The following is a 24984-nucleotide window of genomic DNA, read 5'->3' on the forward strand; positions in this document are numbered from 1 at the left end:
CGCGCGATCGCGTTGGCAGCCCGTTTCCGCCCGTATTCCGGTGGCACCCGCGTCTCGGTCACTGAAGCCGCCATCCGGCCGTTCGCCGACCTCCGTGCTGCCGGCCCTGACTGCGGCCATGAGCCTGGTCAAGCAGCAGGCTTCCGCAAGACCGTCCTCGTCGCCGTCGAAGCAGCCGCCCGCACCCACCGCGGCGCGCCCATCCCCACCCTGGCGGACATGATCCGCAAGGTCACCGCGGCCCTCGACGCCCGCCTGACGGCAAGCCGACCCGCGCAGCTACCGCTTGTCAGGCAGAGCGCGGGCCAGTCCGCCCCGAGCAAGAGCAGGGGAGCCGGCCAGAGCCTGCCGTGCTCAACCTCGACCCCCGTGCGTCGCTATCGAAGCCATCAGCGCCACGTCCGGGGCGGGCTCACCAGATCGAACACCTACGCAAGGGGATTCATGATGGAAAACAGCAGCGGCGGCTCCATGAACTCGCCGCATCCCTCGCCTGACCACCGCTGACCATGGCCCTTCCCGCCGTTCGATCCTCGGAGCGCTGGGCGCCGTTCCGCTGGCGGTCGGCGGTCTGGTGGCTGCGTCGGGAAGCGCCGAGGCGAGCGCCGCTGTCTCGGCCCACCGCTGTCTCGACAGGCCACCGGCCCGATCCCCCAAGAACCTGAGCTCTGGAGGGGCCTCCTTGTCCAAAGCCGGGCTGCGCAGGGTGCGCGAGGTGCTGGCCCGGCATGTCGAGTCCGGGAAGATTCCCGGACTGGTGGCCCTGGTCAGCCGTGACGGGCAGACGCACGTCGAAGCGATGGGACGATGCGCGCTGAAGGTGGCGCGCCGATGCGCCGGGACACGATCTTCCGGATGGCCTCCACGACCAAGCCGGTCGCGATGGCTGCGGCGACGGTCCTGATCGATGAGTGCAGGCTGCGGCTGGACGACCCGGTAGACCAGTGGCTGCCCGAACTCGCCGACCGGCAGGTGCTGAAGCGGCCCGACGGCCCGCTGAACGACACCGTGCCGGCGCAGCGGCCGATCACCGTACGGGACCTGATGACCGCCACGTTCGGGCTCGGCATCGACCCGACGGTGCTGACCTTTCCGATCACGGCCGCGATCTTCGAGCGGGGGCTCTACCCCCAGGAAGGGGTCCCGATCCTGAAGCCGGATGAGTGGATGCGCCGCCTGGGCACGCTTCCGCTGATTTACCAGCCTGGAGAACATTGGCAGTACAACATCAGCCATGACGTCCTCGGCGTGCTGGTCTCCAGGGTCACGGGCAAGCCGTTCGAGACGTTTTCTGCGCGAGCGCATCTTCGATCCGCTGTGGGATGAAGGACAGCGGCTTCCACGTGCCCGCCGGCAAGATCGACCGGCTGCCGCCCCTCTACGCGCCCGACCCGAAGACCGGCAAGCTCATCGTGTGGGACGAGGCGGCGGGCGGACGGGTCAGCCGGCCTCCGGCCTTCCAGTCCGCGGCGGCGGTGGGCTGGTCTCCACCGTCGACGACTACCACGCCTACTTCCGGATGCTGCTCAACGGCGGGATGCACGGCAGCCAGCGGATCCTGTCGCGGCCCGCTGTTGAGCTGATGACCACCAACCGTATGACGCCCGAGGAGACGGCCCTCCGAACCGCCCTGGCCAAGAAATACGTCCATGTGTCGTTCGGCCAGGGGCAGCACGGCGGCTGGGGTTTCGGGATGGCGGTGCGCACCTATCGTGCGGACTACGCGTCCATCGGTCAGTTCGGCTGGGACGGCGGAGCCGGCACCTCGACCTACGGCGACCCGGACAAGCAGCTCATCGGAATCCTGCTCACCCAGGTCGGGACGACCAACCCGGACTCGACGCGGGCCATCCTCGACTTCTGGACCACGCTCTACCAGGCAATCGACGACTGACAGTGAATCGAACCGTCTTGGCCCTGTTCGCCTGAGCACCCCAGACACCCCGGGCACCGACGAGACCGCGTTCCACCATCCGTCCATGCAAGTGGACTTCAGAACAGAACCAAGGAATACGCCGGCTCGCTCACCCTGGCCGATGCCCGCCGTCGGGACCGTGCCGTGATCAAACCCGCAGCCGGGACGGGCCCGGCGGGCTCGACCCCTCGACGCCTTCGCCATCGACACCGCGCCGGCCCTGGCGGGCGGTCGTGTTCGGCAAGGAGTGCCCGCCAGGGCCGCCGTTGTCGTCCCTTGCGAACGGAGGGCTCGTGAGGAGTTGCGGCCGGGGGCGACGGCGCTGGCCGAGGTGATCAGGAGGGCGGGCAGCGAAGAGATCGTCATGCGGACTCGGGTGGCGCCGGTGCTTCGGGCCCTGCCGGGTTATCAGCCCGCGAAGTTCGCTGTGATGATGGGGCACGTGGAAGAGAGGTGCCGATGAGTGCGGCGGCTGACGTTGATGTCCTACAGCGGCTCATGCCGCCACCGGCTGGTGACGGAACGCTGGTGGACTGGGCTCGGATGACCGAGTCGTGGGGGCGGTCGTTCCCGCCCGACTATCAGCGGTTCATGCAGGTGTACGGGTCCGGATCAGTGCAGGACTACCTGTCGATCGGTGAGCCGGAACCCAGGGTGGCGCTGTCTGAGGCGCGGCGGGACGGGATGGTGATGGAGACGGCCAACGCCGAGGCCGACTGGCTGACCGAGGACAAGACGCCCGATCTGGAGGGCGCCCGTCCGCTGCTGATCACCTGGGGTGTCAGCGCCACCGCCGACTTGCTGTGCTGGGACACCACGGACCTGGATGCCGCCGCGTGGCCCGTCCTGGTCTACAACAGGGGTGAGGCGCTGTGGAGCCGCTACGACTGCGGCATGGCCCAGTTCCTCACCAGGGTGCTGAAGGCGGACTTCCCGGACAACCCCCTCGGCGCGGTGTTCATGTGGGGGATGACGGGCGCTGTCTACGAGAAGCGGGGGTAACCCGTCAACCGTTCGACCTTCTGCGCCACGAGGACGCCGGTCCCGGCGCCGGCGTCTACCGTCGGAGCGGTGCGGAGTACAGGTGACCAAACCGGTCACGAATCAAGAAGCGCTGGATACCGAGCCGTTTGTAACGTGACTCGCATGTGCCGCATCCCTAGAGCACAAAGGAGACAAGGTATGAAAGCGCACGTTAGCTCGATCCTCCTCGGCGTCCGGGACATGGACCGGGCCAAGCAGTTCTACACCGAGGGGCTCGGCTGGAAGATCAAGGACGACTACGGCGTCTCGGTGTTCTTCGAGTCGGACGGAGCCACGCCCGTCGGCTTCTACGGCCGCGAAGGCCTGGCCGACCAGGTGGGCGCCAGCCCGGAAGGCAGCGGCTTCAGCGGGCTCGTCCTCACCTACGTCGTCCGCAGTGAGGCGCGGGTCGACGAGATCATCGCGGAGGCCGCGAAGGCCGGCGCCGCGATCCTCAAGCCCGCCGGCGCCCTGCCGTGGGGCGGGTACGGCGGCTCCTTCGCCGACCCGGACGGCTACATCTGGAGTCTCGGCTACAGCGCCCAGGGAGCGGACCAGCCCTACGCGGAGTAGCCGCCGAGGAAAGCCTCTGGCGAGTGTGGGTGACGCGGCCACGGCCGGACCAGCCACTCGTGGATCAAGTGGGACGGTTCACCACGTCGCGATGCCGAGCAGCAGCGGGGCCATGGAGACGGCCGGGAGCACCGCCGGGATCAGGATCCCCTTGACGTCCTTGACGCGCAGCCACGAGCAAAGGGTCTAGACCGGTCTGACGGAGTCGAACGGGGAGCCTTCCACCTGCGGCGACATTCTGGAGAGGTCGCAAGCCGTCGAAGCCAGTTTGAAGCCGTTGGCTCCCCGGACTGGCTCCCTTGGATCCCAGGATGTTGGTGTTCGGGTGTGCATAGCGTATGGTCCCGGGCTTCTTGTATGACTCGGATAAGAGTCCCACTCTTCGATTGTGGCGGAGTAGGTTTCGGCCATCTGCGGAAGATCGGCCGTTTCCGGCAGCATCAATACCTCCAGCAGACTACGCAACGCGTCACCGAAGGCCGCGATCGGCGCGGACGATCCGCCTCCGGCGCGGCCAGTGGAGCGCCGCCATCCACCCGTAGAAGTAGCCGAGCCCAGCCTGTCTCAGGCTGGGCTCTTGCCTTCAGCGCTCGAACTGCGGCGCGCTCGCGCGGCCGGTCGCGCCGGCATTCGGCCAGATCCACGATCGCCGTCAACTCCTCGCCGGCGTCGAGCGTGACCGTGCGGACTCTCACGCCCGCGCCGACCATGTCGCCGTCCGCCACACGCCACGGTCTACCCGAACAGTGCAGGGCGCAACAAGTCGGCGCTTAGCCGTCGAGTGAGCGGACGGTGTAAGTCTCCGGGGTGGCGCGGTACTGGGCGCGCAATCGAAGGCCGCTGGCCCCGTCGGAGGTGGAACCGCTGCCGGTGATCACTACCGGCCGTCCGTCTCCTTGCCACCATTCACAGTGGTCGCCGTTGCCCCGGAACCTCCACCGTCTGACGCCCGGCGGCCGGCTGATCGTGTCCGTCAATCACCCTTTCGCCGACTTCCTGCAAGCCGGTTACGGCACCAGCTATTTCGCGACCCGCAAGAGCTCCGACGAATGGACCCTCGGCGGGCACACCGCCCTGATGACCTTCTGGAGCCGGCCGCTGCACGCGATGGCCGACGCCTTCACCGGGGCCGACTTCCGGATCACGCCATCAGCGAACCGGCCCCCGCACCGAGCGCCCGCGAAGTGTTCCCCGAGGCCTTCGGGGACAGGCCCTCGGGGAAGTTCTTGTGCTTCCTGTTCTTCGTCCTTCAGGCCGACTGATGCCGTCTCAGGCCACGTTTGCCTTGGCGACGACGGCTCGGAGGCGGCGGTCGTCGGCATGGCGGTTCCCCCAGATCATGTAGCGGCGGATCATGCTGCCACCCAGCCAGGGTGACGGCCACGCGCCGCCCGGCACAGCACCCGGACGGCGCGTCACACCGCAACAGGGCAAACGTTGCCCGATCCGGCACTAGACACCGAGGTGGCTTCGGCTGTCTGGGTTGCCGCATCATGCTCGCGCAGCATCCGCAGAACGGTGGCGGGGGAGAGGCGCTGCCCTTCTTGGCACCCTGAGTGATGACGAACCGGGCGGCGACATCGCGCAGGTGCAGTCCTCCGCGGACAGGAAACTGACCGGCATAAAGGTGCCTCCAGGCATGCCAGGGCGCCCCACCTCGCACGGCGATGGTGGCAGGCCGTGCCGACAATCAGCCGGGATCGGCGAGCCGCCCCCTCCCCTGGCGGCTTGCCGTACTGGAAAGTCAGCGGGTTGTGAGGCTCGGGGCGCCGGCGGTGGCGGGTGTCTGGTTCATGAGCCGGAGGGCGAGCAGGGCCTGCCAGAGGCCGATGATCAGGGTTGGGATCCGCTCGAGCATCCCGGCCGGGGAGTTGCCGCCGTCACCGCCGCCGGCGGCGGTGACGGCGGTGAAGAAGAGCAGGACGAAGGCGATGGAGAGGATGCCGGTCGCGATCGAGTAGGGGGCCCAGCCACGCCACTGGTCGCGGGCGAAGCGTCGCGCCAGGACGAGGGCGGCGGCGGGGAAGACGATGAAGACGATCAGGCTGACGAGGTTGTGGATGGTGCCGTCGGCGCTCGGTACAGCAGGCGTGGCTGTGGGGTAGCCGAGGACGGGGTCGGTCACGTAGGGGCCGATGGCGATGAGGCCGAGTCCGGCGACGGCGAGCAGGATGGGTCCCCACAGGGCTCCGGGGCCGCCGCGCAGTGCGTGTCTGAGGCCTGTGGCGAAGACCAGAGTGAGGATTCCGTAGAGGATGAAGTTGGCGATCTGGATCCATCCATGGTCGCCGAGGCTGAGGGTGCTGATGGTGTGATGCCAGGCGCTGTAGCCGGGGCGGAGGGCTCCGGTGATGGAGTACACGACGGCGAAGAGCGCTGGGCCGATCACCCCGCTGAGCAGGAGGAGGTTGCGGTTCACTCTGTTCATGCTGGGACTTGAAGCAATGTTTAAGTCAACTCCTATGATCGGGGGGTATGAGTGGTGTGCCCTGGAATGCGAAGGAGCTGACGATCGGCGAGCTCGCCGATCGCAGCGGTGTGCCCGCGTCGGCGTTGCGGTTCTACGAGCGTCAGGGGCTGATCCACAGTCGGCGTACGGAGGGGAATCAGCGTCGTTTCCACCGGTCGACGTTGCGGGTGGTGGCTTTCATCCGCGCCTCGCAGAATGTGGGGATTCCGCTGTCGGTGATCGGCGAGGTTCTGGCCATTCTGCCGGAGGGTGCGGCACCGACCGAGCAGTTCTGGGGGCGGGCGTCCGACTGTTGGAGTGAGGAGCTCAACGCTCGGATCGAGCGGTTGGAGCGGATGCGTGATCTGTTCACCGAGTGCATCGGGTGCGGGTGTCTGTCGTTCGAGCAGTGTGCGCTGGTGAATCCGCAGGATCGGCTGGGCGAGAAGGGCAGCGGGCCACACCGTCTCAACTCTGGGAAAGGTTCGTTGGGCCGTTCCTGAGTGTCCTGGGCGCAGAGTGTGCTGCTACTTCTCTGAAGGACTACACCGCCGAGACTCGGCGGCGATGAAGACGTCGAGTGCCAGCACGCCCGGCCCGCCCTCGGCCGGGGTGCGCGCGCAGGCCCGGCGTAGGGCGGCGGCGTCGGCCAGGCCGCGCTCCACCAGCAGCGAACAGTCGAGCAGGGTCAGGAGCTGGTCGCGGTGGCGGCGCAACCCCTGGTAGATGTCGGCCGAGAATTCGCCCTTGGTGGTGCGTTCCAGGCATTCGGCCGGCATGACCGGGCGCATCGCGCCCCGGGTGAGCGGCTTGTAGGCGCCGGGCATCGCCCGCTGGTCCAGCCGTACGGCCAGGCAGGCGGCGACGACGTGATCGTCCAGATAGGGGGCGTGCACGGGGGCGCCCACGCGGCCCGTCAGGACCCGCACGCCGTCGACGGAGGCGGCGATGGAACGGTGCTCGACAGGCTCTGGTGCTGGGCGCGCAGGGGGGAGTACGGCTCGGCCGAGCACGTGACGAGCTGCCGGCGGACCGCGTCCGTCGCGGCCTCGGTCGTCCAGTCAGGCATGCGGAGCGGTTGCTCCCATCCGAAGTCCGGACGGAAGCGGGACAGCGGCGCGCTGAGCGTCTCCGCCTGATCCGCCGGCCAGGCGGCATAGGGACGCCGGTCGGCCAGCGCGCGGGCGCACGCCCACAGCGGCCACCGGGCCCTGGAGCGCTGCTCGCGCAGGTGGGGCCAGAGCGCCGCCGGGTGGCGATAAGCCAGGTCGTGCAAGTAGCAGTCGGGCAGCAGGGTGACCTCGTCACAGCCGTGCCCGGTCAGGCGCACGGCCGCTCCTCGCCCAGCCAGCAGCGCCGAACTCGCAGCCCGGTGGGAGCAGGCGGCGCACGCCCGGGTTGCACAGGGCCGAGCTGGCCGCGGTGGCCGGGATCAGTGTGGAATACCTGACACCCTGGTGCTCAACCGGCTCAACGACGTCCTGGCCACCACTACCGGCTATCAGCGGCTCGCCGGACCCCTCGGCCTGCTGGACGCCGAACACCCCAACCTGGCCCGCTTCGTCTTCACCGACCCGCGGGCCCGCACCGCCTTCCCCGACTGGGAGCAGATCGCCGACCAGCAGGCTGCGCTGCTCAAGCTCGAGTCCTCGCGCGCTGATGCGCTCGCCGCCGAGCTCGCCGACGAGCTGGCCTTCACCGCCGGGGCGGCGTTCGCCGAACGCATGCAGGCCCAGCCCGGCCTGCCCCGCCGTATCGGCATCGAGCGGTGGCACCATCCCGAAGCGGGCGAGCTGCGTCTTGCCTTCGAGTGCCTGGAGTTGCCCGACGCCGACGAGCAGCGTCTGCTGGTCTATCTGCCCGCTGACGAGGCCGCTTCGGCCGCGCTCGACCGGCTCACCGGCCGCCGTCCCGGCGCGCTGCGCGTGGTCGCCACCTGTTGAGGAGTGCTCACACAGGTGGGGAGCGAGGCCTGGACGACCCACACCGCGCCCAGATCGGTCTCCAACCGGTCTCGCTCAGTTCCTCGAGAGCGCCGAGCAGGTCTTCTGGGTGGCGGTGAGGACGAGGCGTGGGTCAGTCCTGGCACGTGGCGACCGCGGGGCTGTCTCGTCCAGGACTTGCGGTGCACGGCGCCGGTCGGGGCTTGTGCTTGTCCGCGAGGCCTACTGGGGCCGGACGTTGTGGTTGCGGGCGAACAGGTTGCCGGGGTCGTACTGACGCTTGACCGCCGCGAGCCGCTTGTAGGTCTGCGCCGGATAGATCGCGGCGACATCGTCCTCGGTGGCAGAGGCGAGGAAGTTGGCGTAGGCGCCGTTGACGTGAGGTGCGAGCCTCGCCCAGATCGCTTCCAGGGCAGGACGAGCGGCCTCGACGACCGGAGCCGGACCCGCGGTGGTGGTCACGAACATCAACTCCGCTCGGCGATGCGCGTAGGCGGTGGCGTCGTCGGGGACTCGGGACACCGCACCGCCGACGCTGCGAACGGCGATGAACGGCGACCCCACCGATGCCCCGACCTCGGCAAGGATCCGAAGGGCCTCTGGCACCGATTCCCTGTCGACGAATGCGCTTCGGGTGACGAGCCGGATGCCGGGCGGCGGCGTCACACCATCCACGAGCGTGTCCGCATACGGCTTCAGCGCGACGTCGTCGTCGATCACCGTGCCAAGGCGACGGATCGGGTCGATGGCCTTCGTGGCGAGCTCCGTGTCGTCGCCGTCGAAGGCGAGATGGATCTCGACCGGCGCCTCGGGTCCGCCGGCGAAGGGATTGGCGAAGCTCGCGATGGAGGTGAGCTCTTCGGGGGCGGTGCGGAGGTAGTCCGCCCAGCCCTGGAGCACGGCGGCCGCCTCCGACGCCGGGAAAGAGATCTTGCCGTAGAAGACGTCTGTCGTCGGGTGTGCCGCGAACTCGAAGGCGGTCACGATCCCGACGTTGCCGCCGCCACCGCGAATCGCCCAGAACAGCTCCGGGTTGTCCTGCGCGCTGGCGTGCACGACCTCTCCGTCCGCCGTGACCACCTCTGCGCCGACCACGTTGTCCAGCGCCAGGCCGTACTTTCTGACCTTCCAGCCGATGCCGCCGGTCAACGTCAGCCCCCCGACACCGACGCTCTTGGTGTCGCCCGAGGAGATCGCCAGGCCATGCGGGGCCAGGGCGGCCGCGACCTGACCCCAGGTGGCGCCGCCGCCGATCCGCACGAGGTGGCGATCCTTGTCGATGACCTCCACGTTCGCGAGCCTGCTGAGGTCGATCACGATGCCGCCGTCGTTGGTGCCGAAGCCCGCGAAGCCGTGGCCGCCGCCACGAACGGACAGCACAAGCCCTGCGCCGGCAGCGAACCTGACACCCGCCTGCACGTCCCCGACGCTCTCGGGTCGCAGGACATAGGCCGGACTACCCGAAGACAAGACCGAGCGGCTGGCCGATTCGTACTCCGCTCCGCCCGGTTCGATGATGTCGCCGCCGAAGTCACGGCGAAGGGTTTCAAGCGCTGAAGTCATGATGTTCCTTCCAAAACAGGAGAATTCTGGTTGTCCGAACCGACCGGGCCGACAGTCGCCGCCCGGCAGCGTGCTGCACTGAACGAACACAAGATGCCGGCGACCTGATCCCTGTGACAGCGCAGCCGTGTGACGTGCGCCACACACAGGGAGCTCCACCGGAGATGTCTGACGCACCGCCGCTCACGACGCTGCCTCGGCGCCACCTCAAGCGACAGCGGACGACACGGTGTCACAAAACGGCCTGGCTCGGCGTCTGGTGGGTGACACAGTCGAGAGGTCCTGATCGACGTCCTCGCGCCGGACGTCGTCCTCCTGGGTGACGGTGGCGGCGTCGTGCGGGCCGCGCTGGAGCCTGTCGTGGGGGCCGACCGGGTGACCGACGTGCTGGGCAGGATCGCCGCGGCGACGTTGCTGCAGCCGGCACAGGTCAACGGCTGCCCGGCGCTGGTTTTCCGGCTCAACGGCGAGATCGACACCGTCATGGCGGTGCGCATCGACGACGGCCTCATCACCCCTGCAAGGTCACCTCACATCGCCTCCCGTGGGGCCGTTTCGGCGACCTTGCGCAGCCGCACCTGCGCGCCGGCCTTCTCCGCGCCCGGCGGCTTGCGCCAAGGCATGAAGGTTGCCTGTGGCACTGTAGTAAATGATCGCGACGTTCACGGGTTCCGTGATCGGTTTCCTTCCTCAGCGGGTTCTGTCGGTACGACGACGCAGTCCTGCGCAACGTGAGGCTGCGCGCCGGCCGCTGATCGATCTGAGCGCCGCTGACCGGAGACCACCGCCGCTCTTGGCCCGCGCAGGGGGCGGAGAATAGGAACTCCGTGCCCCCACATGATGGAGAAACCGTATGCCCCAACTCGTCCTCCCGGTCATCGCGCCCGGTTCGCTGAGTCACACCCCGCAGCCGGTCCTGACGTCAGAGAGGAGCCTTCTTCTGAGGCCCTGGAGGAGGGAGGACGCTCCCATGATCCTCGACGCCTTCAAGGACCCGGGCACGCGCCACTGGCACGCGCGCACCGTCGACTCGATCGGCGAGGCCGAAGAACTCATCGAAGGCTACGCCCAGGGCTGGCGCAGCGAGTCCAGCGCGACCTGGGCGGTTGTCACGGCGGCGGACGAGGTGCTCGGCAGGGTCGCGCTGCGTGGCATCGACCGCGCAGCGGGAGAGGCCGAGGTGGCCTACTGGATGCGCGCCGCGGCCCGAGGCCGAGGCGCGGCCACGGCCGGAGTGCGGACGCTCAGCGCATGGGCGTTCGGCGTGGGCCTCCATCGGCTGTACCTGAACCACTCGACCATGAACGAAGCGTCCTGCCGGGTCGCGGAGAAAGCCGGGTTCGCCCTGGAGGGGACCAGGCGCAGCGCTCATCTCCACGCCGACGGGTGGCACGACATGCACCTGCACGCCCTGATCAGTCCGTCACCCTGACGGCACGCGTTCGCGCTGTTCGAGCGGCCGCCACCCCGACTGGACCCCACGCTCACGGGCAGCAGGGCTTCATGATCTCTCGGGGACTTGGGCTGCTCGGAGTTCCTTCCAGTGCGGGGGCGCACTGGCCCGGCCAGGAGAAGGCGCCCGCGGCCCTGCGCGCCGTAGAGGCCATGCGGGCGACCGAGCAGCAGGTGTGCACCGCCGACGGCATCGAGGGCATCGCTCTGCGCTACGGCGCCTTCTACGGTCTGACCGGCTCGGAGGGCTTCGTCGCCGCGCTGCGCGCAGGCAAGCTGCCGGTGCCCAGGAACGGCGGCGGCACCATGTCGTGGATCCACCTGGCCGACGCCGCGGCGGCCACGGTGGCCGCCATGGACAAGGGCGTGCGTGTCGAACGCCAAGGCCAAGGCCGAAGTGGGGTGGGCGCCCACGCTGCCCAGCTACCGCGAGGGCGTGCACGCCCCCCGCGACTGACCTCTCTCAGGCGCTCTGGACCCGCACTCCCAGCAGTCGCTGCCCACGAACGGCAAGGGATGCACGAGCATGACGATGACCGGCCATTGATCACTGAGGAGGTGTTCGCATGGATTTCGGGGTGCTGTGTGTGCATGCGCATCCGGACGACGAGGCGATCTGGACCGGCGGGACCCTGGCCAGGTACGCCGACGAGGGCGCCAGGACCGCCGTCGTCACGTGCACGTGGGCGGAGGGAACCCGACGGGCCGGAGAACTGGAGCGCTCGCTGGACATCCTCGGCGCGGGCAAGCCGAGGCTGCTCGGTTACGCCGACGCCAGCAAGCCCGAGTCCGCGCCCGGCAGCCCGCGCTTGCTGGACGTGCCGCTCGACGAGGCGGTGAGACGGGTCGTCGAGCACATCAGGGAGTTCAGGCCCGATGTCGTGCTCACCTACGACGCGTACGGTTCATACGGCCATCCGGATCACGTGCACGTGCACCGGGTGACCATGGCCGCGGTCGAAGCGGCCGGGTACGACCAGCTCTACAGGGACGCGGGCGATCCGTGGCGTCCGCACGCCCTGTACCTGGCGACCATCCCGCGATCCGTCGTGGCGTCGCACTGGCAGGCGGTGTTCGGGACGCCTCCCGAGCCGGGGCAGACGCTGCCAGGCGTCCCCGACGAGCATGTCACCACCCATCTCGATGTCGGGCAGTGGGCCGAGCGCAAGTGGGCTGCCATGCATGCGCACGAGTCCGAGGTCGGGCGCGGCGCGTCGATGACCTTGCTCACCGCGCTGCCGGAGCAGGCCCGCGCCCAGATGCTGGCGAACGAGTGGTACCGGCGCGTCTCCTACACCGGGGCCTCGGAGACCGCCCTCTCAGGACCGCGGTCCTGAGCCGCTGAGACGGCCATGCACTCAAGACCCCGTCGGCTCAGGCCGCCGGGGTCTTGGCGCGTCCCCGTCGCGCTCATCCCGGCGGTCGGCTGGTCAGCCTGCTGCTCGCACCAGTTGGCTTCCTGGGACTGCGCGGGTGCCCGGCCTGCGGGGCGATCGCTCCGCGGCCTCGCCTTCGAGCGCGCCGCCGCCGCGTAAGGTTCGGAGCCTGTGGATCGGGGGACCGGACACCTCCTGACCCTCGGAACGCTGCCTAGCGTGTGGTTTCGGTCAGGCCAAGCGTGACCGTCGTGGCGATGGCTTCGAGGCGCTCATCATCCATCGGGATCTGGTAGCCGTATGCCGAGAAGAAGATCGGACCGCTGACGAGCAGATGGACGAGCTCCGGATCCACGGGGCCAGGAAGCTCTCCGCGGCCGGCGGCTCGGTTGAGGACCGCGGCGTACGACTGCCTTTCGGCAGCCAGAAGACCCTGCTGGAATCTGGCCGCCAGTCCTGGACTTCGGCTGAGTTCCGCGATGATCGCCGGGCCGACCTGGCGGGCGGCTGGATCGTTCATCCGGCGCCAGACCCGGTGCGCGATCACCAATAGGTCGCCGCGCAACGACCCGGTGTCCGGTGCGGGCGGCAGATCATCGACGTCATGCACGGTCGCGGCGAAGGCCAGCTCCGCCTTGGACGCGTAACGCCGGTAGATGGCCGCCTTGCCTACTTTTGCTCGCGCGGCGACCACGTCGATGTTCAGGCCCTCATAACCCGATTCGGCCAGCAGCTCTCTCACGGTCTCGATCACGGTGTGATCTATCTGACTGTCGCGCGGTCGCCCTTGCCTCTCCTTCGGCATGGCGGCAGTATACGGAACTTGAGTTCCGAAACTGCAGTTCCGTAAATAGCGAGGAGGGTTCCATGGCCATGACGGCGTCGGCCGCCACGACTGCGCATCCACAGACGGGGCTGAACCGCTGGGTCCCGCGACTGGCGATCGCGGCTGCCGCACTGCACTTCATCGTTGCCTTCACGGTTGCCGACTGGCGCGGCATCGTCGGCAACGGCTTCGTCAACACCGTCGGTGACGCTGCCGTCCCCGACAACGACGTCCGCATGTCGACGCTATGGTTTTTCATGGCCGGGATGGGATTCCTCGCCTTCGGCACCTTCGCCCGGTGGGCCGTCAAGAGGACCGGCCGCATGCCCGCCCAGATCGGCGGCTATCTGCTGGCCGCCGGCGTGCCGATGACGATCATCCAGCCTGTCTCTGGAGGCGTGCTCCTGACAGCCATCGGGGTGCTTGCCCTGCGTGCAGCCCGCCATGACCCGGCCGCCAAGCCAGGCGTGTAGGTCCGACCTAGAGGTCGGGCTGGGCGTCAAGGTCGTCACCGGCACCGTCCGTGACTCACTGCACATGATCGCCCTACCGCCGCAACATCAAGGGCGTCCGCGAGCCGGCATTGCACCAGCTGCTGCGTTTGGCGGCGCACCGCCCCTGCAACAGCGGGCGCGACGAGTTGACTACGACGTAGCGTCATAGTTTTGCATGGCGGGATATGAAGTCGATTCCGGTCGCGTACCTCGCGTCGTATTCCTTGTCCGTGCTTGGGAACTCGGTCGCGGCGATCGTGTTGCCGCTGGTGGTGTTGCAGACCACCGGCAGCGCGCTGGGCGCCGGGACGGTCGCAGCGGCCACCGTCGTGCCGGCCGTGCTGGCGGGACTGTTCATGGGTGTTGTGATTGACCGGATCAACCGGCGCACGTCCTCGGTGGTCACCGACCTCGTGTCCGCTGCGGCGGTTGCCGCGCTGCCCATCGTGGACATGATCACGGGCCTGTCGCTGGGATGGTTCGTGCTGTTCGGCGTCATCGGCGCGCTTGGAGACGTGCCCGGGACGACCGCGCGTGAAGCGTTGTTGCCGGCGATCGTGCGCCACGGCGGCGTCTCACCGGAGCGGATAACCGGTCTGCGGGAGTCGCTGGGCGCGATCGCGCTGCTGGTCGGGCCTGCCGGGGCGGGCGTTCTGGTTGCCCTGTTCGACGGCACCACCGCACTGTGGATCACCTCGGGCACCTCGCTCGCCGCGGCCTCGGTAACCTTGCTCATCCCGCACCGTGTCGGCGCGATCGTCACCGCGGACGGCACGGCCGCGACCCCCGTGGGGAATGCGTGGCGTCAGCTGCGAGACGGGTGGGCGGAGCTGATCCGTAATCGGTTCGTCCTCGTGGTGACGCTCATGGGAACGACAGCGGTCATCGTGACCGGCGCGCTCCAAGGCATCATCCTGCCCGTGTACTTCACCGAGGCCGAGCAGCCGGGTCTGCTCGGAGTCGTGCTCAGCACGATCGCCGGCGGCACCCTCGTCGGCGGTGCCATATACGCAGCCGCCGGCAGACGCGGACGCCGCAGGTCCTGGTTCGTCGTCGGAGTGGTCGGCAACGCCGTCGGTCTCGCCGTGTTGGCCACGCTCGCCTCGGTCTGGATGCTCGTGGCCGGCGCGTTCATCCTCGGTGTGTCAGTCGGCCTGTTCAGCAGTCTCATCGGAGTCCTGTCGATCGAGCGCATTCCCGAGCACAAGCGTGGTCGGGTCATGGGGACACAGAACGCGTTCATCACCGCCGCGTCACCTCTGGGCGTGTTCCTCGCAGGGGCGCTCACCGAGTTCACGAGCCTCAATATCGCAGCGATCGCCGTCGCCACCACCTGGCTCATCGCACTGATCATCGCCCTGTGCGCACGGTCGATGCGTAACCTTGAACCCATCGCTCACGAAGACGCACGAATCGAGGGCAGCACCGTGGCTGATCATGCGTAGCAGCGAACTCGCCCGCCTCGCCGGCGTCACCGTCCGGACCCTCCGCCACTATCAGCAGATCGGTGTGCTGCCAGAGCCCGAACGCTCGAGCAACGGCTATCGCGACTACGACGTGCACGCCCTCGTCCGCATCCTGCGCGTCCGCCGCCTCGTCGCCCTCGGCGTCCCGCTCGGGGACATCCCGCCGATCCTCGACGCAGCGGGCCACACTCGACCTGAAATCCTGAACGCGCTGGACACAGAGCTCGCTCAGCAGATCGAACGGCTCACCCGCCAGCGTGAGATGCTGGCTCTACTACGACAGCACGGCACGCTGCCGGACCTGCCACCGGAACTGGCACCGTTCCACGCGATCCTGCAACAGGTCGGCCTGCCGAGCGAGGTCGCGGCGCTGGACAGGGACCAAGCGCTGCTGCTGACGCAGTTGATCGGCGAGGAAGGCGCGAGGAGCTTGATCCGCGCGTACGAGCGGCTCAGCGACTCCGGACACGCCAACGCGACGGCGGAGAGCCTCGCGGCCTGGGCTGCGCTCGGCGGCGACAGCACGGACGACGACATCGAAGCACTCGCGCAGCGTCTCGCCGCGATCTACCGGCCACTCTTGAACGAACTCGGCGACAGCACTTTCTCCGTCCCCGTCGACAGATCCGCACACGCCCTCGCCGAGCATGCGTACGATCTCCTCAACCCCCAGCAGCGCCGAGTGCTCGAACTCGTCGAAGTGAAGCTCGCCGCAGCCAAGCGCCTGTGTCACAGCCAGGAAATACAGCACGCCCCGCCTCACACCGGAGAGCGCACCCCACCTTGACGCTGCCGAGCCGCCGCCGCAACCTCGCGGCAACCGGTGCAGCGGAGACCAGCTTGGTCACCCTGGAGGGCTGGAGCTGCCGGTGGCGTTCAGCGAGGGTTGGCGGCGCGCCACGCGACGTAGTCCGCGACCGCTTTGGCGACGTCGAAGGTCGGCGTGAAGCCGGTGTCGTGGGTGAGCCGGGTGGTGTCGAGATGGGGGCCGGCCTGCCCTCCGGGCAGGAGGTCGAGCCGCACCTTTTGCCGATCATGCAGTCGCGTCCCGGGAGGACAAAGCGCCCCATTCGAGGTTGGACCTCACCATGCGAAACCACCCATGCCGCCTCGGCGACCGCCGGCCGGAGGGCACCTGGTGCGCTTCCTCAGCCCGATGACGATGCCCGGTCATTGAAGAAGCCCCGGAGCATGCCCGGCAGCAGCCCGAGACCCAGCAGCAGGACGAGGACCGGGAGCCAAGCCAGCCGCTGCAGCAGCCAGACCGGCTCGGCAGGAGATGTCAGCAGGCCGGGAAGGTCGCCGAAGCGCAGCGCCACCAGGACGGTCACGAGCAGCGCGGTCTGGTGCCACAGGAAGATGGTCATCGCGGACAGGTTGACCACCGCCACCGCCGCCCACAGCGGGGGCCGCCGCATCAGGCGGGTGAGCGGCCCGCGCGCCAACAGCGCCAGCCCCACCTGGGCGATCCCGAAGCAGACCGCGGCGAGCGTGGGCGGGCTGAGGTTGGAGACCTTGGCGCCGGTCACCCCCACCATGCTGGCCGGATAGCCGAACCCGGCGACCAGCGCCACGGCCCCTGCCGCACCACCCGCCAGCAAGCCCACCGCCGCCCGGCGGGAGGTGAACGCGCCCTGACCCCAGGCGATGCCCAGCGCGTACGGCACCAGCCAGCCGGCCGCCAGGTTCACCCACCCCAGCCAGGCCGGCCCGCCGAGGGCGAACCTGCCCACGTCCACCGCGAGCACGACCCCGGCCGCCGAGACGGCCAGAACGCCCGGCCGTGCACGCATCAGCAGGGGAGTGGCTGACGTAAGCGCGGCGAAGACCGCCAGGAACCACACCGGCGCGGCCACCGGCAGCACCAGCGCCCTGATCGAACCCGGCGGCATGCCGTTCAGCATCAGCCCGGCCGCGATCCCCGCCCAGATCAGCGCAGGCGGCCCGACCGGCCGCAGAAGCCGCCCCATCTTGGCCCGCACCCAGGCCGGACACCCCTTCGCCGCGCGCAGGCTCCGCGCCGCCGCGTAGCCGCCCACGAAGAAGAACACCGCCAGTGTCTGCAGCACCCATGACGCGGGCGTGAACTCCGGCAGGCGGATGAGCGGGCTGGAGACGCTTATCGTTCCGCCGGGCCCGCGCGCCCACGCCGTTACCATCCAGTGCCCCAGGACCACCCCCAGGATCGCCAGCGCGCGCAGTGCGTCCACCCCCCGGTCCCTGTCCGCCGGGGTGGCCGTCTCGATCCGGGTCGCGACGCTAGCCACGGGACACCTCGCCGGTCCGGCCGATGGCGATCAGGGCGAGGTTGTGCAGCGATTCACTGCCCGGTTTGAGATAGTCGCTGTGTCCGGACTCACCCGTCTCGAACAGGTGGGCGCCGAAGGCGGGGCCCGCAGGATCCGGACCGAAGCCGAGTGGTCCGAGCCGGAGCTTGGGCACGCTGCGCATCCAGTCCTGGTCGCCGCTTCCCGCCCACAGCCGGGGGCCGCCCAGGTCGGCGGGGGAGGAGACGCCGAGGCCGGGGCTGCCGAAGACGGCCAGCTCGGCGGCGCCCGACCCCGGAGCGGCCTTGGCGCACACGACCGACCCGTAGCTGTGGCACAGCAGGCTGACCCGCTTGCCCCTGAGGGTCTCGGTGACATAGCGCCGCAGCGCCCCGCCCCCTGCGACGGCGGACGTGTCCGTCGCCACCGCCAGGCTGACGGTCGCCGGGCTGTCGTAGCCGAGCCAGGCGACCACGGCCAGGCTGGAGCCGGGGTCCAGCGCCCGGGCCTCGGCCAGCAGCGCGCGGGCACCTCCCCCCGGCGTGCTGTACGGCTTGGCCCTGCCGCCGTCGAAGGTGGCGGCCGTGGTGTCGGAACCCGGGACGATGACGGCCACGTGCTCCGCCGTGCCCAGATCCCCATAGACCTTGATGATCCGGTCACCCTGGGGAGCAGGGACGATGAGGTAGGTCAACGCTGCGGCGGCGGCCACTGTTCGTGCGCGGCGGAACATGCGAGCCTTTCTGACTGGGTGGAAGAGCCAGTCAGAACGCTAGAATTCATGATCGTCGATCACATCACTCCGGGGTGCCCACCTCCGTATCCCTCCACGGAGGGAGGAGGTCTAACCGCCTGGGCGCATCAGGCCCGTCTCGTAGGCGTGGAGGCGTCCGTCGGCCGCCTCACCCACGATCGATGTCCGGCTGTGCGCTCAGGAACACGGTGAAGCCGGTCCGCGCCATGCCGGGATCGTCATCCGTTCTCGACGATCGGAAGTATGGCGGTGACCGCGAACCCCGTCCCGACCGGCCCCACCCACAGGCTTCCGCCGAGCATGGACACCCGCTCCCGCATCCCGATCAGGCCGTGTCCCTCGTGTCCCGGTTTCGCCGGGGAACCGCGCCCGGCGCCGTTCGTCACCTGGATGTGCAGCTCGCCTCCGGAACGGGCGATTCTCATCGAGACGGCCGATCCGGGCGCGTGCCGCATGGCGTTGCTGAGCGACTCCTGCGTGATCCGGTAGGCGGACAGGCTCACCGCCGTGGGCAGCCCGAGCAGGTCGCCCACCAGCTTGAGCGTCACGGTGAGCCCGGCGGAGCGCGCGGTGCCGACGAGCTCCTCCAGGCGGCCGAGGCCGGGCTGCGGCGCGGTGTCCGTGCGCCCTTCCCCGTCTCGCAGCACGCCCAGCACGCGGCGCATCTCGGTCATGGCCGCGAGCGACAGCGTGCGGATCTCCGCCATGCCCTCCTCCAGTTGCCTGGGCTCCCCGCCCGCCTTCAGCGGGATGGCCTCCGCCTGGATGGCGATCACCGACATGTGGTGCGCCACGACGTCGTGCAGTTCCCGGGCTATCCTGGCCCGTTCCTCCAGCGCGGCCTGCCCGGCCAGCGCCCGCTCGCTGCGCTGCTCCTCCTCAGCCAGGCGCCTGGCGGCCAGCCGCCGGGCGCGTACGTTGTAGCCCAGGATCGCGGCGACGGCCAGCAGGGCCGCACCGCTCCACAGGAGATCAGGGGCATGGGAGGGGTCGAGGACCCCCGCGGCCAGCACTGAGAGGACCCACACGCCCAGGGTGGTCTCCCGTTCGCAGCGAGCAGCGACGGAGTAGACGACCAGCGGGTAGGTGATGACCGCTGCCACGGAGTAGGGGGTGGAGATCAACGTCTGCACGATCGGGACGCTCAGGAGCATGCCAGCCGTGGCCAGCCGCCAGGCCGCCAGCGGCCACCAGTTGCGCAACAGCAGGGGAAACGAGGACGCCGCCGCCGCGAACCACAGGAACGCCTCGGGGAACCCTTCCTGGGTGCCGCCGGAAGAAGACGCCACCAGCCGCCTCTGCCCCTCCAGGAGGTCCGAGAGCCCGGTGCTGAACAAGCTCCAGGCGATCAGGATGTCGGCCAGCAGGACCAGATCGATGGTCCGGAACGGCAGCAGGCCCAGGAAAGAGGGCATGGATGGCCCCAGACGGCGTGACCGGGGGAACGACGGTCCGGCTTCTCCCTTGACGAGGGCTTGGATGATCGGCCGTGTCAGCTGCCGGAGGCCGTCGCGCAAGATCACTTACCCATCTTAGGCGATTCCGGCGTAGGTGGCGTTATACCTCAGAGTGGCCCAAAGCATCACTCCTAGGAGTGATGATTACACGATTACGCCCTCCACTCGAGTCGTGTTCGCGTCGTCTATCGGGTCGCACAGCGTGAGGACGACAACGCCGGACGGGCGGATCCTGAGCGCCCTGGGCAACAACCTCCCTCCAGCGGCCAGACGATGACCACGGTGTCGGGATCGGTGCGGTTGGCGTCGACGCGGCCTTCAGTGGTCATGGTCCACGGCTGGCTCTGGGTGCCGGTGGTCTCCTGGGCCACATGATGACGCGGGCGCCGGGGTCGGTGCTGTCGCCTTCGATGCCGAGCACGTACGGGAAGAACCCGCTCGCGATGTAGAAGGCTTGATCTGGTGGTGGCGTCGCGATCGCCATCCACCGGACCTGGCGCGCGGACGGTCAAGGGAACTCCCTCAAGCGGCCTTGCCCGCCCGCTCCGCCTTGGCCAACAGATTCAGCACGGCGGCGTCGCCCCCTTGCGCGGCTCGTCGCCACCCCGCAGGGTGGGTGTCTTGGCGGCCGGGCCGTAACGGGCCGACCATGCCCATTGATCGGATCGACTGGTCGAGGGAATCTCGCCTGGGGAGGACGCCTCATGATGAGCGGGACATACGAGGCTGACTGCTGGCTCACTCCGAGCGCTCAGCCCCGGCGCTCCCCGATCCACGGCACCGGCCTGTTCGCGATCAAGCTCTGGCCCGCCTCACACCGCCCTACAGCAGCCTCACCGTTGCCGAAGGCGTCCACCTGCTTCTCGATCCCGCTCATCCGGTGCGCTACGGCAACCACTCCTGCGACCCCACTCTCTGGCACCGCGACGCGGCAACGGTGATCGCACGACGCGGTATCGGTCCAGGAGAGGAGCTCACCATCGACTACGCCACGCACACCGGCGTCGAAGCGTGGTCGATGGCCTGCCGTTGTGACACGCCTTTCTGTCGTGGCGTCGTCACGGGCAACGACTGGCGACTGTCACGACTGCAGGCCACCTACGGCACCCACTGGAGCCCACCCCTGCTCGCACGCATCAAAGCCGCCGCCCTTGACCACTCATCACCAATCACCGGGACCTCTACGCTCAGTGACCGACCGGAATGACAGAGACGTGACTGGTCGGCCCGTGTGGTACCTGCGCCGTGCCCCATCACACGGGCCCAGGGGGGCTTGGTGGCCGGGGGATTCTTCCAGCCGGAAGAGCCGGCGGCTTCTCGGGGGAGGGGGGCGGCTACGGGGGCACCTGCTCAGCAGCGAGAAGGGCATGGGGCAGGACCGTGGCCCGCAACCAGGCTGAACCGGAAGGTAGATCAACGCCGACACCGCAGGGCGTGACGGATGAGTTGATCTACTTTGTAAAGGCGTCCGGCTGTTGCGCCTCCAAGTCACACCAACACCGACCCCCGCAACAAAGGCGCAGGCGGACGCGGGCGGTTCGTATGATGGCGGCGTGATCATCATTTCGGGCTGGATCAGCGTCGATCCCGGTAGCCGCGACGACTACCTGCGGGGCTGTGTGAGCGTGGTCGAGCAGGCGCGGGCCTCGTCCGGCTGTCTCGACTTCGCGCTCAGCGCCGACCTCGTCGAGGCCGACCGGATCAATGTCTATGAGCGGTGGGAGTCCGGGGAGAGTCTCGAAGCCTTCCGCGGCTCAGGGCCGAGCGACGACCAGGCGGCGGTGATTCGCGCCGCTGATGTGGCTCGCTATGAGATCTCGGGTGTCGGCCCTGCCTGATCGGCCGGGTGGGGTCCGGGTGTGTGGTGACGTCGCCCCGGTGAGCACCATGGTGGCCTCATACAGTCGTTGACCTTGGCAAATATCTGTCCAGGGCAGGCTTCGGTCGCTTCCTCCGGGGGAGGCTCGCGGCATGACCAACGATGCGCGGCCGACGGCCGATGATCTGCTGCGTCACGCTCGGCAGTTCCATGAGCTGGCCGTCCTGCTGAAATATGACAAGGACTTCGAGGGCAGGTTCAGTGCCGCTGTTGAGGCGGGCGACGAGGGGCAGCTCTCGGGTCTGCTGGCGCCTTTGGGGATGGAGCGGGCCTCGGTGGTGGCGGAGGGTGAGCGTGGGTTCAGTGTGTGTGAGCGGTGCTGGTTCTGGCAGGGCAGGTGGGTCTGCGTTCCCATCTGCATGTAGCGGGTGATCTCGTCGCGTCGGGGCGCTGCTCCGGCGTCGGCGTGGTCGCGGTTCATGGCTGCTCAGGGTCCGGCGCCGGTGAGGTGGTCGCACCGGCTGACAGCAGTTTCTCCGCCAGTGCGCGGCAGCGTTTCCTGAGCTCCGGGGGGTCGAGTGCCTCGAAGTCGTGGCCCAGGAGGAGTACGTGCATGAGGACGAAGTCGAGGCTGCCGGCGCCGCTGATCACTTCGCAGAGTTCGCTCCCTCGTTGTCGTACGACGGCCGCCGATGGTGGAATCTGTGCGCGCACCGTGTCGGCCGGGGCGTGCACGAGGAAGCGTGCCTGGTGCGGGTAGACCCGGCTCGCCACGCTTTCCTGGACGTATGTTGCCGCGTCGGGTGCAGGGCGCGGGTTGAAGCGCCAGGTTCGTGCGGACACCTGGGTCATGCGGTCGACGCGGAAGCTGCGCCAGTCGTCGCGGTCGAGGTCGTAGGCGAGGAGGTACCAGCGTCGGTCGGAGGCGACCAGGCGGTAGGGTTCGACGCGTCGTTGTCGGGTCTGGTTTCCTGACGGGTAGTCGAAGCCGGCTTCGACCTCGTCGCGGCAGGCTTTGGCCAGTGTCATGAGTGTGTCGGGGTCGGCCGGTGTGCGGCCTCCGCCGAAGGACTCCACCGAGCCGGAGAGTGCGCGTACTTCGTGTCGCAGCCGGGTGGGCAGGACTTGGTCGAGTTTGGTGAGTGCCCGGAGTGCGGCGTCGCCGGCGCCGGTGATGGCGTCGCCCGCGCCGGTGAGCAGGGAGACCGCGGTGGCGATCGCTTCTTCGTCGTCGAGGAGCAGTGGTGGCAGGTCTTGTCCTGGGCCGAGTTGGTAGCCGCCGCCGACGCCTTGGCTGGCTTGTACCTGGTAGCCGAGTGTGCGGAGTCGTTCGATGTCTCGGCGTACGGTGCGCGGTGTGACGCCGAGCCGGTCGGCGAGTTCGGGGCCGGTCCAGACCTGGCGCTGCTGCAGGAGCCCGAGGAGGGTGAGTACTCGCTCCGTCGTTCCTCGTTCTTGGCTGCTTGCCGCGTCCATGTGGCCCAGCCTGCCAGATAGCGGACCGATGCTGTCCGCTAGGGGTGTCAGGGTGGTTCCATGGATGGAGACGAACCGGACTGGAACCGGACGCTGCGCGAGCAGTGGGAGTTCCACTGGAATCATCAGGTCCGGGCCCGGCTGGAGGGCCTCACCGACGAGGAGTATTTCTGGTCGCCGGTGCCGGATGCCTGGAGTGTGCGGCCGCGTGGGAGCTCGGCGGCGCCTGTGCAGGTGGGTGCCGGGGACTTCACGTTGGATTATGCCTTTCCCGAGCCGGTTCCTGCGGCCTTCACGACGATCGCCTGGCGGCTCGGTCATGTCATCGTCGGTGTGCTCGCCGCGCGTAATGCGGCGCATTTCGGCGCGTCGGCGGCGTCGTATGAGTCGTGGGAGTACGCCGGTGGGGCGGCCGCCGCGCTCGGCCAGCTCGAGGTTCAGCTGGAGGTCTGGCTGGCGGGGGTGGGGGGCCTGGGTGAGGCCGGGCTCCGGGTTCCGGTGGGGGAGAAGGAGCCTTTTCCCGAGGCGCCCATGGCTGATCTGGTGCTGCATGTTCATCGGGAGCTGATTCACCATCTGTCCGAGGTCTGCCTGCTGCGGGACCTCTACGTGCACACGAAGTCTGTGACGAACGGAGAAGATCGATGAGCCGCCACATTCAGGTCACTTTCGATGCGCATGACCCGCGGGCGTTGTCGTGCTTCTGGCGCGACGTTCTGGGCTATGTCCATCCCGGTCCGCCTGGGGTCGATCTGCCTGGGGATGGCGACCCGCTGGCGGCGTGGGATGACTTTCTCGCGCGGGTGGGTGTGCCGGAGGAGCAGCGTAATTCGAGTTCGGCGCTCGAGGATCCGGACGGGAGGGGGCCGCGGCTGTTCTTCCAGCAGGTGCCGGAGGACAAGGTCGCCAAGAACCGCGTTCATCTCGACGTTCGTGCGGCTCCTGGGTTGCAGGGGGAGGAGCGGATGGCGGCGTTGGAGGTCGAGTGCGACCGGCTCGTCGCGCTGGGTGCGAGGCGGGTGCGTCGCCATGAGCCTGCTCCTCCGATGAGCGCGGGTTTCATCGTGATGGCGGACCCTGAGGGTAACGAGTTCTGCCTGGACTGACGTGGTTCGGTTTCTGTGGCCGGGCGTCAGAGGGTGAGGGTGATCTTGCCGGTCGCGTGGCCGCTTCTCAGGTACTGGAGGGCCTGTGGGGCTTGGCTCAGGGGGTAGGTTCTGTCGATGATCGGCGTGAGCTTGCCGGTTTCGATGAGTTCTGTCAGGGTCTGCAGGTCTTGCCGGCGGGGTGTCGACATCAGCCCGGTGAGGTTCTGGCGGATGAGCGGTGACAGCATTCCGGCTCGGAGTTGGCGGTCGGCGCCCTCTGTCCATCGTCCTGTCTGCGCGCCTCCGACGATGACGAGTGTGCCCGTGGGGGTGAGGGTGCGTCGTAGGTGTGAGAGGGGGCGGTTGCCTGCGGTGTCGAGGATGAGGTCGTAGCGGCCTGGTCTGTCGGCGAAGTCCTCGCGGGTGTGGTCGATGACGTCGTCGGCGCCGATGGATCGGACCAGTTCTGTCTTGGTCGTGCGGCAGACCCCTGTGACGTGTGCTTGGTATGCCTTGGCCAGTTGTACGGCGAACGTTCCTACGCCGCCGCCTGCTCCGGTGATCAGTACTTTCTGTCCGGCTTGGAGTCGTCCTTTGTCGCGGAGGCCTTGGAGGGCGGCGCAGGCGGAGGCGGGGAGCGCCGCTGCCTGTTCGAAGGTGATGGTGGACGGCTTGTGCACGAATGCGTCGTGGTGGGCGCCGGCGTACTCGGCGAAGGAGCCGTCGCAGGTGCCGAGCACTTGGTCGCCTGGTTGGAAGCGGGTCACGTTCTGGCCGACTGCTTCGACGCGTCCTGCGACGTCGTGGCCGGGAACGCGGGTCTTGGGGGTGCGCAGTCCGAAGCCTGCGAGGCGGAGTAGGTAGGGCAGGCCGGTGACCAGGTGCCAGGCGCCTTGGTCGACGCCGGCGGCGTGGACGCGGACGAGCACGTCGTCGTGTCCGATGGTGGGTTTGTCGATGTCGCCGAGTTGCAGCGCGTCGGGTGAGCAGTAGGTGTCTCGGAAGATCGCCTTCATGGTCGTCACGTGGGTCATGGGGTGCCT

At 68.8% G+C, this 24984-nt stretch carries 29 protein-coding genes and 1 pseudogene; 18 read left to right on the forward strand and 12 right to left on the reverse strand.

What is annotated here, in order from left to right:
* The 5 genes and pseudogenes from ABFX55_RS00005 to ABFX55_RS00025 form a co-directional block, all read left to right on the forward strand.
* Nucleotides 1–507 (forward strand): annotated as a pseudogene (locus tag ABFX55_RS00005) (hypothetical protein); the annotation flags it as partial.
* 324 nt (nt 508–831) lie between these two features.
* Nucleotides 832–1326 (forward strand): serine hydrolase domain-containing protein, encoded by a 495-nt coding sequence (locus ABFX55_RS00010; protein WP_346116354.1) that lies wholly within the window; start codon nt 832–834, stop codon nt 1324–1326.
* Nucleotides 1235–1894 (forward strand): serine hydrolase domain-containing protein, encoded by a 660-nt coding sequence (locus ABFX55_RS00015; RefSeq protein WP_346116356.1) that lies wholly within the window; start codon nt 1235–1237, stop codon nt 1892–1894. Before ABFX55_RS00010 ends, ABFX55_RS00015 begins: the two co-directional genes overlap by 92 nt.
* Nucleotides 1895–2443: 549 nt before the next feature.
* Nucleotides 2444–2917, forward strand: coding sequence for a hypothetical protein (locus ABFX55_RS00020; protein WP_346116358.1), 474 nt, complete (start codon nt 2444–2446; stop codon nt 2915–2917).
* Between the two features lie 180 nt (nt 2918–3097).
* Nucleotides 3098–3511: a VOC family protein gene (locus tag ABFX55_RS00025; RefSeq protein ID WP_346116360.1), complete on the forward strand. Its 414-nt coding sequence runs from the start codon at nt 3098–3100 to the stop codon at nt 3509–3511.
* Nucleotides 3512–5255: 1744 nt separating this feature from the next.
* Here the strand turns inward: ABFX55_RS00025 and ABFX55_RS00030 are convergent.
* Entirely contained in the window at nt 5256–5939 is a 684-nt protein-coding gene (locus ABFX55_RS00030; RefSeq protein WP_346116362.1) for a DUF998 domain-containing protein, read from the reverse strand.
* A 47-nt stretch (nt 5940–5986) separates the two neighbouring features.
* On the opposite strand from ABFX55_RS00030, the gene soxR reads away from it, so the two are divergent.
* Entirely contained in the window at nt 5987–6463 is a 477-nt protein-coding gene (gene soxR / locus ABFX55_RS00035; protein WP_346116364.1) for a redox-sensitive transcriptional activator SoxR, read from the forward strand.
* Between the two features lie 24 nt (nt 6464–6487).
* Here the strand turns inward: soxR and ABFX55_RS00040 are convergent, their stop codons facing one another.
* Nucleotides 6488–6889 carry an asparagine synthase-related protein gene (locus tag ABFX55_RS00040; RefSeq protein WP_346116365.1) on the reverse strand — a complete coding sequence of 134 codons (402 nt, stop codon included), beginning with the start codon at nt 6887–6889 and terminating at the stop codon, nt 6488–6490.
* A complete protein-coding gene (locus ABFX55_RS00045; RefSeq protein WP_346116367.1) occupies nt 6877–7290 on the reverse strand; it encodes a hypothetical protein in 414 nt (137 codons plus the stop codon). The genes ABFX55_RS00040 and ABFX55_RS00045 overlap by 13 nt, the downstream gene beginning before the upstream one ends.
* 127 nt (nt 7291–7417) lie before the next feature.
* Between ABFX55_RS00045 and ABFX55_RS00050 the strand changes: the two genes are divergently transcribed.
* Nucleotides 7418–7903 (forward strand): MmyB family transcriptional regulator, encoded by a 486-nt coding sequence (locus ABFX55_RS00050; RefSeq protein ID WP_346116369.1) that lies wholly within the window; start codon nt 7418–7420, stop codon nt 7901–7903.
* Nucleotides 7904–8125: 222 nt separating this feature from the next.
* Here the strand turns inward: ABFX55_RS00050 and ABFX55_RS00055 are convergent, their stop codons facing one another.
* Nucleotides 8126–9466 carry an FAD-binding oxidoreductase gene (locus ABFX55_RS00055; protein ID WP_346116371.1) on the reverse strand — a complete coding sequence of 447 codons (1341 nt, stop codon included), beginning with the start codon at nt 9464–9466 and terminating at the stop codon, nt 8126–8128.
* A 336-nt stretch (nt 9467–9802) separates the two neighbouring features.
* Here ABFX55_RS00055 and ABFX55_RS00060 point away from each other — a divergent pair, with 336 nt between their 5' ends.
* On the forward strand, nt 9803–10201 hold the full coding sequence (locus ABFX55_RS00060) for a sigma-70 family RNA polymerase sigma factor family protein (RefSeq protein WP_346116373.1): 399 nt from the start codon (nt 9803–9805) through the stop codon (nt 10199–10201).
* A 118-nt stretch (nt 10202–10319) separates the two neighbouring features.
* Entirely contained in the window at nt 10320–10898 is a 579-nt protein-coding gene (locus tag ABFX55_RS00065; RefSeq protein ID WP_346116375.1) for a GNAT family N-acetyltransferase, read from the forward strand.
* A gap of 244 nt (nt 10899–11142) precedes the next feature.
* Here ABFX55_RS00065 and ABFX55_RS00070 read toward each other — a convergent pair whose 3' ends face one another.
* Nucleotides 11143–11274, reverse strand: a complete 132-nt coding sequence (locus ABFX55_RS00070) for a hypothetical protein (RefSeq protein ID WP_346116377.1) — start codon at nt 11272–11274, stop codon at nt 11143–11145.
* 210 nt (nt 11275–11484) lie between these two features.
* Between ABFX55_RS00070 and ABFX55_RS00075 the strand changes: the two genes are divergently transcribed.
* Complete coding sequence (locus ABFX55_RS00075; RefSeq protein ID WP_346116379.1) at nt 11485–12255, forward strand: PIG-L family deacetylase; 771 nt, start codon at nt 11485–11487, stop codon at nt 12253–12255.
* Nucleotides 12256–12508: 253 nt separating this feature from the next.
* On the opposite strand, the gene ABFX55_RS00080 is transcribed toward ABFX55_RS00075, so the two are convergent.
* On the reverse strand, nt 12509–13099 hold the full coding sequence (locus tag ABFX55_RS00080) for a TetR/AcrR family transcriptional regulator (RefSeq protein WP_346116380.1): 591 nt from the start codon (nt 13097–13099) through the stop codon (nt 12509–12511).
* 62 nt (nt 13100–13161) lie between these two features.
* On the opposite strand from ABFX55_RS00080, the gene ABFX55_RS00085 reads away from it, so the two are divergent.
* The 3 genes from ABFX55_RS00085 to ABFX55_RS00095 all read left to right on the forward strand — a co-directional run bounded on the left by ABFX55_RS00085 (nt 13162) and on the right by ABFX55_RS00095 (nt 15867).
* Nucleotides 13162–13593: a DUF6463 family protein gene (locus ABFX55_RS00085; protein ID WP_346116382.1), complete on the forward strand. Its 432-nt coding sequence runs from the start codon at nt 13162–13164 to the stop codon at nt 13591–13593.
* A gap of 206 nt (nt 13594–13799) precedes the next feature.
* Entirely contained in the window at nt 13800–15059 is a 1260-nt protein-coding gene (locus ABFX55_RS00090) for an MFS transporter (protein ID WP_346116384.1), read from the forward strand.
* A complete protein-coding gene (locus ABFX55_RS00095) occupies nt 15052–15867 on the forward strand; it encodes a MerR family transcriptional regulator (protein WP_346116386.1) in 816 nt (271 codons plus the stop codon). The genes ABFX55_RS00090 and ABFX55_RS00095 overlap by 8 nt, the downstream gene beginning before the upstream one ends.
* Before the next feature lie 89 nt (nt 15868–15956).
* Here ABFX55_RS00095 and ABFX55_RS00100 read toward each other — a convergent pair whose 3' ends face one another.
* From ABFX55_RS00100 to ABFX55_RS00115, 4 genes are all read right to left on the reverse strand, one after another.
* A complete protein-coding gene (locus ABFX55_RS00100; protein ID WP_346116388.1) occupies nt 15957–16103 on the reverse strand; it encodes a hypothetical protein in 147 nt (48 codons plus the stop codon).
* Nucleotides 16104–16228: 125 nt separating this feature from the next.
* The gene (locus ABFX55_RS00105) at nt 16229–17347 is read right to left on the reverse strand and encodes an acyltransferase family protein (protein ID WP_346116390.1); all 1119 of its coding nucleotides are present in this window, start codon (nt 17345–17347) and stop codon (nt 16229–16231) included.
* Nucleotides 17340–18080, reverse strand: a complete 741-nt coding sequence (locus tag ABFX55_RS00110) for an alpha/beta hydrolase (RefSeq protein ID WP_346116392.1) — start codon at nt 18078–18080, stop codon at nt 17340–17342. Before ABFX55_RS00110 ends, ABFX55_RS00105 begins: the two co-directional genes overlap by 8 nt.
* A gap of 239 nt (nt 18081–18319) precedes the next feature.
* Entirely contained in the window at nt 18320–19516 is a 1197-nt protein-coding gene (locus ABFX55_RS00115; protein WP_346116394.1) for a sensor histidine kinase, read from the reverse strand.
* A gap of 922 nt (nt 19517–20438) precedes the next feature.
* Here ABFX55_RS00115 and ABFX55_RS00120 point away from each other — a divergent pair.
* The 3 genes from ABFX55_RS00120 to ABFX55_RS00130 all read left to right on the forward strand — a co-directional run bounded on the left by ABFX55_RS00120 (nt 20439) and on the right by ABFX55_RS00130 (nt 21802).
* On the forward strand, nt 20439–20765 hold the full coding sequence (locus ABFX55_RS00120; protein WP_346116396.1) for an SET domain-containing protein-lysine N-methyltransferase: 327 nt from the start codon (nt 20439–20441) through the stop codon (nt 20763–20765).
* 346 nt (nt 20766–21111) lie between these two features.
* Nucleotides 21112–21396 carry a putative quinol monooxygenase gene (locus tag ABFX55_RS00125; protein WP_346116398.1) on the forward strand — a complete coding sequence of 95 codons (285 nt, stop codon included), beginning with the start codon at nt 21112–21114 and terminating at the stop codon, nt 21394–21396.
* A 133-nt stretch (nt 21397–21529) separates the two neighbouring features.
* Nucleotides 21530–21802, forward strand: a complete 273-nt coding sequence (locus ABFX55_RS00130; RefSeq protein ID WP_346116400.1) for a hypothetical protein — start codon at nt 21530–21532, stop codon at nt 21800–21802.
* A gap of 52 nt (nt 21803–21854) precedes the next feature.
* On the opposite strand, the gene ABFX55_RS00135 is transcribed toward ABFX55_RS00130, so the two are convergent.
* Nucleotides 21855–22853, reverse strand: a complete 999-nt coding sequence (locus ABFX55_RS00135; protein WP_346116402.1) for a helix-turn-helix transcriptional regulator — start codon at nt 22851–22853, stop codon at nt 21855–21857.
* Nucleotides 22854–22913: 60 nt separating this feature from the next.
* Here ABFX55_RS00135 and ABFX55_RS00140 point away from each other — a divergent pair, with 60 nt between their 5' ends.
* Both ABFX55_RS00140 and ABFX55_RS00145 read left to right on the forward strand, forming a co-directional pair.
* A complete protein-coding gene (locus tag ABFX55_RS00140) occupies nt 22914–23501 on the forward strand; it encodes a DinB family protein (protein WP_346116404.1) in 588 nt (195 codons plus the stop codon).
* Entirely contained in the window at nt 23498–23959 is a 462-nt protein-coding gene (locus ABFX55_RS00145) for a VOC family protein (RefSeq protein WP_346116406.1), read from the forward strand. Before ABFX55_RS00140 ends, ABFX55_RS00145 begins: the two co-directional genes overlap by 4 nt.
* A gap of 26 nt (nt 23960–23985) precedes the next feature.
* Here the strand turns inward: ABFX55_RS00145 and ABFX55_RS00150 are convergent, their stop codons facing one another.
* Nucleotides 23986–24957 (reverse strand): NAD(P)-dependent alcohol dehydrogenase, encoded by a 972-nt coding sequence (locus tag ABFX55_RS00150; protein WP_346116495.1) that lies wholly within the window; start codon nt 24955–24957, stop codon nt 23986–23988.
* Nucleotides 24958–24984 lie beyond the last annotated feature (27 nt).

The organism is Nonomuraea roseola (assembly GCF_039535395.1).
In the GTDB taxonomy this organism is placed as follows: domain Bacteria; phylum Actinomycetota; class Actinomycetes; order Streptosporangiales; family Streptosporangiaceae; genus Nonomuraea; species Nonomuraea roseola.